Origin of the sequence: Aliidiomarina haloalkalitolerans (genome assembly GCF_003987315.1) — a bacterium.
Classification (GTDB): Bacteria; Pseudomonadota; Gammaproteobacteria; order Enterobacterales; family Alteromonadaceae; genus Aliidiomarina; species Aliidiomarina haloalkalitolerans.
Window position 1 is genome coordinate 158,296 of the sequence record NZ_PIPI01000003.1, and the last position, 13,315, is coordinate 171,610.

The following is a 13,315-nucleotide window of genomic DNA, read 5'->3' on the forward strand; positions in this document are numbered from 1 at the left end:
CCAGTATGAAATATCGTGATTTAAGAGATTTCATCGCTCAGCTTGAGGCGCGCGGTGAATTGAAGCGCATTTCGCAAGAAATCGACCCTTATTTAGAGATGACCGAAATTGCCGACCGAACCTTGAAGGCCGGCGGGCCGGCACTCCTATTTGAGAACCCAAAGGGCCATGAAACTCCAGTACTGGCGAATTTATTTGGCACGCCAGAGCGGGTTGCTATGGGTATGGGGCAAACCGATGTGGCTGCCTTGCGTGAAGTGGGTAAGTTATTAGCCTACTTGAAAGAGCCAGAGCCGCCTGCGGGCTTTAAAGATGCGATGAGTAAGCTGCCATTGTTAAAGAAAGTGCTGTCGATGGCGCCGAAAGTCGTTAAGAAAGCGCCATGCCAAGAAGTCGTACTGAGTGGTGATGAAGTCGATCTAACTCAAATTCCCATTCAACACTGTTGGCCAGGCGATGTCGCGCCGTTGGTTACGTGGGGCCTGACAGTTACCAAAGGCCCGTTGAAGAAGCGCCAAAATCTGGGTATTTATCGCCAGCAATTGATTGGCAAGAACAAGCTGATTATGCGTTGGTTGAGCCATCGCGGTGGTGCGCTCGATTTTCGTGAGTTCTGTCAACAGAACCCAGGGCAACGATTCCCGGTTGCGGTGGCCTTAGGCGCAGACCCAGCGACTATTTTAGGTGCCGTGACCCCCGTTCCGGATACCTTGTCAGAGTACGCCTTTGCCGGTTTATTAAGGGATAGTAAAACGGAAGTGGTAAAGTGTCTAAGTAACGACTTGCAAGTGCCGGCAAGCGCCGAGTTTGTCTTAGAAGGTTATATTGAGCCAAGCGAAATGGCTGCTGAAGGTCCGTATGGTGACCATACCGGCTATTACAATGAAGTGGACGAATTTCCAGTGTTCACCGTAACCCATATTACCCATCGCCGTGACCCGATTTATCACAGCACCTATACCGGACGGCCGCCAGATGAGCCAGCGATTCTTGGGGTTGCGTTAAATGAAGTGTTTGTGCCGATTCTGCAAAAGCAGTTTCCAGAAATCGTCGACTTCTATTTGCCTCCGGAAGGGTGTTCTTATCGGATGGCCGTGGTGACCATGAAGAAGTCTTACCCTGGGCACGCCAAACGCGTAATGCTCGGAGTGTGGTCGTTTTTACGGCAATTTATGTATACCAAGTTTGTGATTGTGTGCGATGACGACGTTAACGCCCGCGATTGGAAAGATGTGATTTGGGCGATTACAACACGAATGGATCCAGCGCGGGATACCGTCATGATCGAAAATACGCCTATTGATTACCTTGATTTTGCTTCACCGGTGTCCGGCCTGGGGTCGAAAATGGGCCTTGATGCAACCAATAAGTGGCCAGGCGAAACCGACCGCGAGTGGGGCACGCCAATTGTCATGGACGACAAGGTCAAGCAACGTGTCGATGAACTGTGGGATGAACTTGGTATTATGGATTCTTAATTAATGAAGCAATTAGTAACGAAAGTCAGGCGTTGTGAGCCATTGAACGAGTTTGTCTATTTCGTCGAGCTCGAATTGCCCGAGCCGATTGAATTTATCGCTGGTCAGTATTTAACGGTCGTCATGGGCGAACGTGACGAGCGCCCTTTTTCAATTGCTTCAACGCCAGCGCAAAAGCAAACCGTTCAACTTCACATTGGTGCGGCACCGGAGAATCCCTATGCTTGGGAAGTGATTGAAAAGATTCGCCAAGACGGTGAATTGACCATCAACATTCCCGCCGGCGAAGCCGGTTATGTTGCGAATAGTCAGCGGCCTTTGATTCTTGTTGCCGGCGGCACGGGCTTTTCCTACACCTGGTCAATTTTACAGCAGCACTTAGCATCTAACAGCCAACGCCCAATTACCTTGTATTGGGGTGGCAGAAAGTCGCATGACCTGTATTTCCACGATGAATTGCTAGCATTAGCAGCAAAAGACCAACGTTTTCACTACCAACCCGTGGTTGAGTCTCATGTGAACGGTGCTTGGCATGGACTTAACGGACTTGTCATTCCCGCGGTTCTCGCGGAAACTGCTAATTTAGCCGACTATGATATTTATATCGCGGGACGTTTCGAAATGGTGCGAGTGGCGCGCGACGCATTTGTCGGCGCAGGGCTGCCGTTGGAACAGCTGTATGGAGACGCCTTGGCGTTTATTTGAAGGAACGATGTGATTCTGTTGCAAAGCAAGCTAACTTCGTTATACTGCGGCCGCTGCAGTCCGTAACTGCAAGCAAATTACCAAAGGGGTGCCTCGCTTCAAAATATGTGAAGCAACGGCTGAGATACAAGATGTGAACCCTTTGTACCTGATCCGGTTAATACTGGCGTAGGGATTGGTAATGAACATCTGTAATTGTGTCGATCTCTAGTGCAACAATTACATACCCACCAATTTACGCAGAACCGGATCTCATTCTTTTTTGGAGTTTAGGAAGAAGAGATCCATCATGAAATTAAATCCCATCACATTAGCACTTTTTACTGCCCTAGCTGTTCCTGCAGCGGCTGTTCCAACTGCGTCAGCAGAATCTGACGAGCAGAACATCGAACGTATTACTGTCCAAGGCGAGTTCCGCAATCGCGGCATTGAAGATGTTGCCGCAAGTGTTTCAGTTTTATCCGCTGAAGACATGCAACAACGCCAAGCGGAGCATTTAGAAGCAGCGTTACTCATGGCCCCCAATGTTAATTTAGCGGCCGGTGCATCGCGCGCGAGCTTTGTCCAAATTCGTGGTATTGGTGAACGCAGTCAATTTGTTGACCCAATTAATCCTTCAGTTGGGCTGATGCTCGACGGTATTAATTACAGTGGCTTAGGCTCAGCAGGTCTGTTGTTCGATATTGGCCAAGTTGAGGTATTTCGCGGTCCGCAAAGCACTCGATTTGGTGCAGACGCCATGGCTGGTATGATTTACATGAGTAGCCAAGCGCTTGAAATGGATGCCAATGGTCAATTTGAGGCGATGCTTGCTAATTACAATAGTCGTAGACTTGGGCTCGCCTATGGTGCGAGTGCAAGTGAAGACTTTTTGTGGCGCGGCTCACTGTTTGGCTACCAAAGTGACGGCTTTATCGAAAATATTCACTTAGGCCGCAAAGATACCCAAAACCACGATGAAATCACCTTGCGTCTCAATGCCCGTTGGCTATTGAGTGAGCAGTGGACCGCAGATTTCACCTACCATCATTTTAATCTCGACAATGGTTACGATGCTTGGAGTCTCGATCGCAATCGCCAAACCTTGTCCGACACGCCAGGCAAAGATACCTTAGACAGCCATGCTGGCCGCATCGCATTGAACTACCTCAGTGATGCAGGTTTTGAATTGCAGCTGATGACCAGTTATTTAACCGCGGACTCGGAATATAGCTTCGACGAAGACTGGGCATTTGAAGGCATTCGTCCGGGTTGGGAATACAATTCATGGGACGCTTATTATCGCCAGCGTGACCAATTGGAACTGGAAGCTCGCATTCTTTCTGCTGCCCCCATCCAATTCGGTTCGATCGCCACTGACTGGTTGGTTGGTGTGTACCGGCAAGAGCGCACGCAAGATTTGGATCGGGACTACACCTATTTAAGTGCGCCATTTAGCAGTCAATACGACACCGAACGCACTGCGGTCTATGGTGAACTTCAGCAACAGCTGAGTGACCGTTTGCGACTAACTTACGGAGTTCGCTGGGAGCGTTACGACAACGATTACCGCGATAGTCGTGGGATTACTGCAGCACCGAAAGATGACGCCTGGGGTGGCCGGGCGAGTCTCGAGTATCAATTGGCACCGATGCAGTCATTCTACACGTCACTTACCCGAGGCTTTAAAGGTGGTGGTGTAAACGGGGAAGCACTCGGTCGCGTCGAAGACCGTAACCTGGAAGATCATCGTGAGTTTTTGCAGTCACGAGCAACCTTTGACTCTGAATACTTAACGAATCTTGAATTCGGTTATAAAGCGTTTTTACCGGAGCAAAATTTGTCAGTTCAGCTCAATGCTTTCTATAGCTGGCGCGACGACATGCAAGTGAATGCCTACGTTGAGCGTAACGCTGTGTTTGTCACCTATGTCGATAACGCTTCCGATGGCAACAACTATGGCGTTGAAGCACAACTTGATTGGCTCCCCACCGAAGCGCTGCGAGTTTTCGTCAACCTAGGCTGGTTAGAAACTGAGTTTAATGACCTCGTTTTGCGTGATGGCACGAAGCTCCGTGGCCGCGATCAGGCCCATGCTCCAAACTGGCAGTTGCATGTCGGCGGTGAGTACTCACTACCGCAAAATTGGATGTTGCGATTGGAACTTGATGGCCGTGACCGGTTCTACTATTCGAATAGCCATGATCAACAATCGTCAGCTTATGGCCTGTTGCACGCACGCTTAAGCAAAACAGTACAAAACTGGGAGTTTAGTATTTGGGCGCGTAATCTTCTCGACAAAGACTACACCACTCGTGGCTTCTACTTCGGTAACGACCCACGCAAGGACTATGTTGCGGAAAATTACATTCAGTTTGGTGAACCGCGTCGTGTCGGGGTGACCGCTCGTTATCGTTTCTAAACATGCAGTAGGGGTAGAGTGCGAGAGTGAGAGCTCGCACTCTGCCCACTTTTAAGAGGAAAAAACGATGCAATTATCCGCAGAAATTAGTTTGTACCCACTGGCCGCTGAGTATCGGGCCATCATTGGTGAGTTTGTTGAACGTTTAGCACAATATGATGAATTAACGGTGAACACCAATACCATGAGTACCCAGATTTTTGGTGAGTACCGCACCTTGATGACAATTTTAACCGACGAACTTGAGCGTGTTTATCAGCAGGTGCCGTCGCAAGTTCTGGTTTGTAAATTTATTAACCGTGACTTAAACCCGCATGGATAAACTTGTTGAATTACTGGCATTGTCGTCCACCGCTGAACTGATTGCGGTGGCGATGGCGATTGCTTATGTGTTGCTCGCCATCCGCCAAAGTTTGTGGTGTTGGCCAGCGGCAATTATCAGTGCCAGTATTTATACCGTGCTGTTCTTTCAAGGCCGTCTATACATGGAAACCCTCTTACAGGTCTTTTACGTGGTGATGGCCGTGTATGGCTACTGGTCTTGGCGTTACAGCAGCGCTGCCCAAAGCGCGCAAACGGAACAATTACCGATTGGACGTAAGTCGTGGCAATGGCATCTGCAATGGGGCTTAGTTTTATTGCCACTCAGCCTCGCGATTGCCTGGTTATTACAGCGTTATACCGATGCAGATTTTGCTTATCTCGATTCGATTACCACGGTATTTAGTTTCTTTGCGACGTTTCTCGTGGCCAGAAAGCTTTTAGAAAACTGGCTTTATTGGATAGTAATTGATTTACTATACGTGGGTTTATTTTGGTTTAAGGGCTTTCACGCGACGGCGGTGTTGTTTGCGATTTACACAATCATGGCCATCGTGGGTTACTTAAAGTGGCGTCAAGCGCTGCAAAGCCAGCCAACACATAAAACCACAGTGAGCATGGAAACAGTTGCAGAATAAGGAGATTGTCCGCAGACTATAACGTTATGTAGTAATCGATGATGGGATCTCAAGACTATGGCATTTCCAACAAGTTGTTTAGCGCACCTGCCGGTGCATGGTGTTTGGAAAACCCACCCCATTGGCCATGACCTCGCCAACTGTACGTGGCGGATTGAGAATGGCGAGCATCAATATATTGTTAAGCAATACTCTCATGACGCTGCTTTTGGCCGTCAAACTGGCGACACCATTCAGCTTGACGCCTTACTTGCCGAACAAGGTATCGCTCCAGCGGTGGTTTACGCAGATGAGATGACTGGTGTGACGGTTCAAGAGTTTCTCACCGGTGATGTCGTCGCCAGTATCTTTGACCCGATTCAGCGGGCAGAACAATTGGCTGAAGCGCAACTGCAGGTGCATCAGCTTGGTGTTGACGTTCGGCCTTGGTCGCTCAGTGAGCGTGTGCAAGCTTATTGCAATGCACTCGAGGAGCTGAAACCTGGGCGTGGGCGGGAAGCGCGCAGTGACTGTGAAAGTTATGCCAACTTGTTTTCAGCTTGGGAGCATGGGCCGCGAGTTTTTTGTCATCATGATTTAAGCGCTGAGCATGTTTTTTTTCGTCCTGAGCTAAAAATAATTGACTGGGAATATGCAGGTTATGGTCATCCCGCGTTCGATGTTGCCTCCACGATCGTGATCAATGATTTGTACGATGACGAAATCGACACATTTATCGAAACCTATAACCAGTCAGCGAAACACATGATCGATCGCGAAGGATTGCGCGACTGGATCCGACTCGTGGCCTTGATTAATCGGATATGGTTCCAGCTTCAGGAAGCGTTAGAGGCTGCAGAGGCAGAGAAACGTGAGCAGAAAGCAACCGCAGCCGACAGTGAGCAAACAACAACAGCCTAATTTCACCTCACTGTTAACTAAGCAGGGGAGCATGTATGGCAAATCGTCAGCGTGAAGACAATCATATCGCCGAGCGAGTCTACGGCTATTTAGCGGAAGACGAAGACGCGCGGGTGTGCAAAGATATTCCCGACGAGGCCTGCAGTGAGCAACCGACGGCCTTTATTCTGCACCTTTGGAGCTTGACCTTAACGAAATTGGGTGACTCTCTCGTCAGCGCTCGCTTAGTCCTACCTTGGATGCTTTCGGTAGCCGGCGCTCCCGCCTTTTTCATCAGTATGCTCGTACCATTGCGCGAATCGCTGTCCCTATTACCACAATTGTTTGTTGCGCAGCGCATGCGTGAAAAACCAGTGCGGAAATGGTTTTGGGTGGTCGGTAGTCTCGGCCAAGCAGCGGCATTAGTGTTGATTGTTTGCGGCTTAATCATGCTCAATAGCGGTGCATTCTCAGCGCTCGCATTTGGTTGGTGGACGATAGCTTGGTTGGTGGTTTTCAGTCTGGCTCGCGGTATTTGCTCGGTAGCCAGTAAAGATGTCCTTGGCAAAACCATTTCGAAAACACGACGAGGCCGTTTAACTGGGCTAGCAGCAACGACCGCTGGGTTCATGACCTTAGCGACTGCTACGCTGATACTCTTCGCTCCTGACGTTGAAGGCAGCCTGATACTATTTATTGGTTTGTTTAGCGCTGCAGCAGTCCTCTGGCTGCTTGCTGCAATAAGTTATGCGCGCATTCCCGAAGTTCCAGGTGCCACTAGTGGCGGCGGAAATGCGATAACCGAAGCACTGCAATCGCTGCGGCTACTTTGGGAAGACAAGCAGTTTGGTCAGTTTGTACTTACCCGAGCACTGTTAGTGTCCTCAGCGTTCTCGATTCCCTACATTGTGGTGTTAATTCAACGCCAAACCGACGGTGTCTTAACTGGCTTGGGTGGGTTACTTTTGGCTAGTGGTCTCGCCGGCATGCTGGCTGGACGTTTCTGGGGAAAATGGTCCGATAGTGCCAGTCATCAAGTCATGGCAGCCGCGGCTTTCATGGCCTCTGCTGTGATGGCGTTAACGTTATTGGTTAATTGGGCGAATGCGGAATGGCTTGGCTTGAGCCTAGTTGGTGGCGGCCTTATTTTTCTTGCTGCAGTGGCGCATCATGGCGCCCGAGTGGGTCGCAAAACTTATTTAGTGGACATGGCCACGCAAGAAAACCGAGCGCAGTATACGGCTGTCAGCAACACCGTCATTGGAGCTTTGCTGTTGCTGGGTATGTTGCTCGGTATTCTGGATGAATTGTTTGGCACCGCAATGGTCCTAGTGCTACTCATCGCGGTGGGTGTCATTGCAGGCGTCCGTGCCTTAACATTACCAAACGTGACTGCGGATTAACCTTCGAGACGACCGTCGCGAATGTGCTTCTCACCGCGTTGTTTCGCAAGCTGGATTTGCTTTTCCCGCTCGGCAAAACGTTGCTTTTGGTCGGGCGTTGTTTTGTCATAACAGTGCGGACAGCTCACGCCTTTCTGATACAACTCAGAGGCCATTTCTGCAGCCGTAATTGGCATCCGACAAGCGTAGCACTGATCGTAAGAACCCTGTTCAAGACCATGTTTAACAGTCACTCGTTGGTCGAAAACAAAGCACTCGCCGTCCCACATGCTTTCTTCGGCAGGAACTTCTTCTAAGTACTTTAAAATACCGCCTTGCAGGTGGTAGACCTCATTGAAGCCAAGTTCTTTTAGGTAAGCCGTCGACTTTTCGCAGCGAATGCCACCGGTACAGAACATCGCGACTTTTTTATGCTTGCCTTTGTCTAAATGCTGTTGCACATACTCAGGAAACTCGCGAAATGTTTCTGTTTTCGGGTTGACTGCGCCTTTAAAGGTGCCAACCGCATACTCGTAGTCATTACGGGTATCGATGAGCAGAACCTCGGGATCACTAATAAGCTGATTCCACTCATGAGGTTTCACATAGGTTCCCACCACGTTCTTCGGATCGATCCAGTCGATACCCATGGTGACGATTTCTTTTTTCAGTTTAACTTTGGTGCGGTAAAACGCTTGCGTTTCACTGAGGGACTCTTTGTGTTCGATGTCAGCTAGACGCGGGTCGTTGCGCAACCATGCGAGGGTTGCATCAATGCCTTCTCGAGTACCACAAATGGTGCCGTTAATGCCTTCACGGGCTAGCAATAAAGTGCCTTTGACTTCGTGCTTAGCCATGACGTCGAACAAGGGCTGGCGTAATGCCTCATAATCATTGAGCTCGACAAACTTGTAGAGCGCAGCGCAGATGTATTGCATAGGGTAGAAACCTTTCGTTAGCTGGCTGAAACGTAAATTCAGTGCCAGGTGCTTACCAATTGATGTTTTGCGGGCGCGGATTATACAAAAAAACGGCAACATGTGCGAATGTTGCCGTTTTTGTAATCTAAATTAATTTTGTTTAGCCGAGGTAGGCCGTTAGCATCCAAGCGGTTTTTTCTTGCTGACTAATGTAATCCGCCATCAGCGAATTTGTGCCTTCGTCGTTTGCATCGCCGGCCAAACTTAAAATTTCACGCTGCAACGCAATAACGATTTTGTAGCTACTTAAAATGCTTTTTACACACTCGCGACCATCGTGTAAGTCTTTCTCTTCTTTAATTGAGCTTTGTTCTAAATAGGCTGAATAAGCATGGCGCGGTCGCTGACCCAAGGTCAGAATACGCTCAGCGATTTCGTCAACCTTCAACAGCAAGTCGTTGTAGGTTTCCTCAAACTTAGCGTGCAGTTCAAAGAAGTTTTCACCGCGCACGTTCCAATGGAATCCGCGCACGTTCATGTAGAAAATTTGATAATTTGCTAATAGCTCATTGAGTTTGTCAGCGAGTTGTTTAGCGCTTGATTTTTCTAGTCCAATAACATTTAACTGTTGCATGCTTTGGCTCCTTGCGAATCTATGAGTTGATGACTCTTGTACCTTAGTTTAACAAAACCAAAGTGAACAGCGAGTCATATCTTTCGATTGTAGCATTCGCTTTTGCTAGTTTAGTTGTGTTGAATCAATGACTGTCAAAATAGGGTCATGATCTGACGACCGGTAAGGCGTTGGCGCGTACCAGTTGCTTTGTTGCCACTCGGTTTTATTCTCTAACGGATACTCAAAGGCAATCGGCTCGTCGGAATTAATGTACCAATGGGCCATACCAATGATTGCCGGCAGCATACTTTCATGAACGAGGACGTGGTCAAGGCTACCTTTTTCCCCACGGAACACATAAGAATAGCCGTCAGGGTCAAAATCATGGGCTAAATTCCGATAGCCCACGCCGGCTAAAGCAGTGAGCGGATCTTCTTGTTTGTATGAATTAAAGTCGCCAAGTAAAACAAAGTTATTGTGTTCGATATCGCCTGGGTTGGTGTCGAGCCAGGCGGCAAGTTCTAAGGCCGTTTCAACTCGCAGTGCATTCCAGCAGCTTTGGCCGTCGCCTTGGTTCGCGTTGGCGTCGTTGCGATCACGCGGACAACTGCCCTTAGATTTGAAATGGTTGGCAATGACAGCAAGTTGCTTGCCAGTTTCATTGACGACAAAGTTCTGCAGCAGCGGTGGTCGACTGCCCCAGCTAAATGCGCCCGCGGTCGTCCACAGCAATTCACCCACGGGTGTAACAGTCGCCGGCTTATAAATAATCGCCTGCGTAATTGCGTCGGAACCAACTCGGCTCGCATCGGCAGCCACGTAAGCGAATACTTGCTCACCGGCAGCTTCATTCAGGCCGCGGGTTAAATCTGCAAGAGCACTATGTTGACCAAAACCGTCGTTCTCCATTTCCATTAAGGCATAGATATCCGCGTCAAGAGCAATCATAGTCGCAATTGTCCGCGCCCGTTGACGTTCAAATTCAGCCGCTGTTGCTGCCCCGCGAGGCGTTGGAAAACCGGCACCTTGACCATCACCGTTGAAGTAATTGAGGACATTAAAGGCGACCACGCGCACGTCGCCGTCAGCAAAGTGCGGGACGTCGGGACGCGGATTGGTGGCGATAAATTCCGGCTCTAATACCGGATGTAAATGATAGTTCTGGCCGACGCGGACAATCACACCTTCAAGCTGTCGCACGGTATCACCGCTGCGAACGGGATTATCGATCTGCAGGCCTCCGGTTGGATAGGGAATCTGCGTTGGATATTCGTCGTAGGAGCCGTCATCGAGAACTAGCCGTTTAGCTTGATTTTTAGCGCTATGAGCCGCAGCTAAAGGACCAGGCTCGACGACTTGCGTTGCGGTCCATAAGCGCTCGCTGGCAAGGTCGAGGGTGCCAAACCGCGCAAGCTGGTAATGGCCAATCACCACCATATCGTGATTGATTCGTACTCGCTGGAAAAGATATTCGCCCAATGAATCTGCTTGGGTCAGAGGTAAATTCAGTTCGTGAGTTTTAAACTCGGCTTGGCCGCAGCGCTCAATTTCAGTCGTATTGTGCAATTGCCAATGGCCTTGGCCGGCCTGTAATGTTCCTGTGACTTGCAGTTTATCGCCAACGTTAACGCTACCAATCAATTCATGATCGGCAACGAAAACAGCACCGGCACCGTCGGTCGCACTCATGAAAAAGCCACCAAGTTGCTCGGTACCCTGAAACGTACCATGAACAACACCGCTGAGAACCACCTCTTGCTGGTCATAGTTGGCTAAGGTGCTAAAGCGAGCATTGGTGTTTTCGCAGATGTCTAAATTGGCGGTCATGTTACCTTGCTGGTCGCTGTTTGAAGCTGGGCTGCAAGCAACCGCGAACAGTGCAACGGCAATCGCTGCCAAACTGGATTTAAAAGGATATTGAGAATTGCGAGCGTTTATCATGCAGTGGGTCCTATCGCAGTTTCGGGAATATTGACATGGGTTGCTTTCACGCGCTCATCCGCGTAGCAGCCTAAAACTTTAATAAAGCGGGTCATCGCTTTTAATTCTTTTGCCGCTTGTTGCCATTGGGGACTTTGCTCATGAACGGCTAAGTCCACATAGAACAGCTCTTCCCATGGGTTGCCTGGCATCGGACGCGACTCAAGCTTAATGAGGTTCAACTGATGCTGGCGCAGAACAATCAAAGCGTCTGCCAATGCCCCGGGTTGATTATGGGTGGCCATGATGAGACTCGTGCGCGCCGGTAGTTGCTGAGGAACGTGCACAGGCGTTCGCTGTACCATTATAAAACGAGTTTGGTTACCCGGTTGGTCAGCCAAGTTATCGGCTATGGCGACTAAACTAAATAAGGCACCACCGCCTTGCGAACCAAGGGCGGCCGTACCTGGAGTTGTTTGCTGAGCGACGATTTCCATGGCATGGGCAGACGAAGGGCAGGCAAGAACGGTGACGTTTTGCAGTTGACTCAAATATTGTGAGCACTGGGCAATAGCTTGCGGATGACCATAAATCGTATGTACTGGAGCGTCTTTATGTTCAGGTTGCACCAAAATGTGGTGTTCAACCGCCAAGTAGGTTTCTGCAACGATGTGTAGGTGTGTGTGGCGTAATAAGTCATACACTTCGTTAATTGAGCCCGATGTCGAGTTTTCGATCGGCAGAATTCCTAATGGCGCACGACCTTCTTCGACCGCGGTCAGTATCTCGCGAAAACTATGGCAGGACAGGCCTTGAAATTGGCATTGACGCCGGGTTGCATAGCCATAAGCCGCTTGATGCGAATAGCTTCCAGCGGTGCCAAGGTGGGCAATCGTTAGCATGCCGGGGTGACTCGACTCTTGCATCCACGCTTGTTGCGTAAGCACCGAGTCTTCAATAATAATTTGGTACAAGCGAGCTAAATAATTGGGGTCGAGACCAAGCGCTTGGCCTTGCTCCATGAGCTTGAGCAGGAGCGAGGCTTCGCGCTCAGTATCACGAACAGCACCTTCGTGTTTAGCTTTGTGCTGTGCCACGGCTAACGCAATGTCGCGGCGCTCGGCGAGGGCGCGAATAATTTTTTTATCGATAGCTTCGATGTGTAGGCGAAGTTCTTTTAGTTCCATAGGTGTAGTTCCATAGGATCTGACTCAACGGTTGACTGCAGCTCAAAGATAACATGAAATGTGAGTAATTGGCGGTTAAATCAGGATCTCCTGACTTGCCTAAATTCCTCTAATAAGAGAACGATTATGTTGTTGAAATTTACCGTGTGGTCGGCTGGCTTAATAAGCCTGATAACTTCCGCAAATGTGATTGCCGATACAAGCCCGACTCGCGTTACACCTTCAGCTCCGCACACGGAGTTTTTTCAAGAATTGGCGAGTTTATGCGGGAAAGCATTCGCGGGTACCCGAGTGGTTGAACGTCCGGGGCGCGACTTGTTAGTGGGCAATGAGCAATTACGCGTGCATTTTCGCGAGTGTACAGACAATCAGGTTTTTGCACCGTTTCACATTGAACGCCCAGAGCACGGTGATTGGGATCGTTCCCGAACTTGGATATATACGCATTATGATGACCATCTAACTCTGAGTCATGACCATCGAGAAGCCGACGGTAAAGAGTCGGACGATACAGGCTATGGTGGCGCGACGGTGACCCCTGGAAGCGCTAACCAACAACTGTTTATTTTTACTGAACGTACTGGCGAACAGGGTGAAGTGCTTGGTTGGCGCATCGAGTTAGAACCGGGTAAGCGTTATTCTTATGGCACCATGGCAGACGGTGACTGGACTTGGCGCGTGGATTTCGACCTCAGCCAAGAAGTAGACATTCCGCCAGCCCCATGGGGTTACGACGAGCTCGAGTGATTTCAGCAGAGCAAGTAATTTGAGGAGAAAAAGCGGCGGTTTGGCGGTGATTTGTCGCGAAATTACGAATTTCATGTTTATAAATGCGTCATAATTCGGGATAATGCCGGGGCTTCAACTG

At 49.4% G+C, this 13,315-nt stretch carries 12 protein-coding genes and 1 riboswitch; of the genes, 8 read left to right on the top strand and 4 right to left on the bottom strand.

The features are described from left to right. The first annotated feature begins 5 nt into the window (after positions 1-5). From ubiD to CWE06_RS06460, 7 genes are all read left to right on the top strand, one after another. Positions 6-1,478 carry a 4-hydroxy-3-polyprenylbenzoate decarboxylase gene (gene ubiD, locus CWE06_RS06430; RefSeq protein ID WP_126792333.1) on the top strand — a complete coding sequence of 491 codons (1,473 nt, stop codon included), beginning with the start codon at positions 6-8 and terminating at the stop codon, positions 1,476-1,478. 3 nt (positions 1,479-1,481) lie between these two features. Then, positions 1,482-2,183 carry an NAD(P)H-flavin reductase gene (gene fre, locus CWE06_RS06435; RefSeq protein ID WP_126792335.1) on the top strand — a complete coding sequence of 234 codons (702 nt, stop codon included), beginning with the start codon at positions 1,482-1,484 and terminating at the stop codon, positions 2,181-2,183. 74 nt (positions 2,184-2,257) lie between these two features. Next, positions 2,258-2,375: riboswitch (TPP riboswitch) on the top strand. 97 nt (positions 2,376-2,472) lie between these two features. Beyond that, on the top strand, positions 2,473-4,584 hold the full coding sequence (locus CWE06_RS06440; protein ID WP_126792337.1) for a TonB-dependent receptor: 2,112 nt from the start codon (positions 2,473-2,475) through the stop codon (positions 4,582-4,584). Between the two features lie 67 nt (positions 4,585-4,651). Further along, a complete protein-coding gene (locus CWE06_RS06445; RefSeq protein WP_126792339.1) occupies positions 4,652-4,906 on the top strand; it encodes a hypothetical protein in 255 nt (84 codons plus the stop codon). Next, the gene (pnuC, locus tag CWE06_RS06450) at positions 4,899-5,543 is read left to right on the top strand and encodes a nicotinamide riboside transporter PnuC (protein WP_126792341.1); all 645 of its coding nucleotides are present in this window, start codon (positions 4,899-4,901) and stop codon (positions 5,541-5,543) included. The genes CWE06_RS06445 and pnuC overlap by 8 nt, the downstream gene beginning before the upstream one ends. A gap of 57 nt (positions 5,544-5,600) precedes the next feature. Continuing rightward, positions 5,601-6,443, top strand: coding sequence for a phosphotransferase (locus tag CWE06_RS06455; protein ID WP_126792343.1), 843 nt, complete (start codon positions 5,601-5,603; stop codon positions 6,441-6,443). A 35-nt stretch (positions 6,444-6,478) separates the two neighbouring features. Then, entirely contained in the window at positions 6,479-7,825 is a 1,347-nt protein-coding gene (locus tag CWE06_RS06460; protein WP_126792345.1) for an MFS transporter permease, read from the top strand. On the opposite strand, the gene trhO is transcribed toward CWE06_RS06460, so the two are convergent. The 4 genes from trhO to pheA form a co-directional block, all read right to left on the bottom strand. Beyond that, positions 7,822-8,742: an oxygen-dependent tRNA uridine(34) hydroxylase TrhO gene (gene trhO / locus CWE06_RS06465; protein ID WP_126792347.1), complete on the bottom strand. Its 921-nt coding sequence runs from the start codon at positions 8,740-8,742 to the stop codon at positions 7,822-7,824. The two genes, CWE06_RS06460 and trhO, sit on opposite strands and share 4 nt — an antisense overlap. Positions 8,743-8,884: 142 nt before the next feature. Then, the gene (locus CWE06_RS06470; RefSeq protein WP_126792349.1) at positions 8,885-9,358 is read right to left on the bottom strand and encodes a Dps family protein; all 474 of its coding nucleotides are present in this window, start codon (positions 9,356-9,358) and stop codon (positions 8,885-8,887) included. A 105-nt stretch (positions 9,359-9,463) separates the two neighbouring features. Next, entirely contained in the window at positions 9,464-11,167 is a 1,704-nt protein-coding gene (locus CWE06_RS06475) for an ExeM/NucH family extracellular endonuclease (RefSeq protein WP_157981148.1), read from the bottom strand. A 110-nt stretch (positions 11,168-11,277) separates the two neighbouring features. Further along, positions 11,278-12,447 carry a prephenate dehydratase gene (gene pheA / locus CWE06_RS06480; protein ID WP_126792353.1) on the bottom strand — a complete coding sequence of 390 codons (1,170 nt, stop codon included), beginning with the start codon at positions 12,445-12,447 and terminating at the stop codon, positions 11,278-11,280. A gap of 126 nt (positions 12,448-12,573) precedes the next feature. Between pheA and CWE06_RS06485 the strand changes: the two genes are divergently transcribed. After that, entirely contained in the window at positions 12,574-13,194 is a 621-nt protein-coding gene (locus tag CWE06_RS06485; RefSeq protein WP_126792354.1) for a hypothetical protein, read from the top strand. Positions 13,195-13,315: the final 121 nt, after the last annotated feature.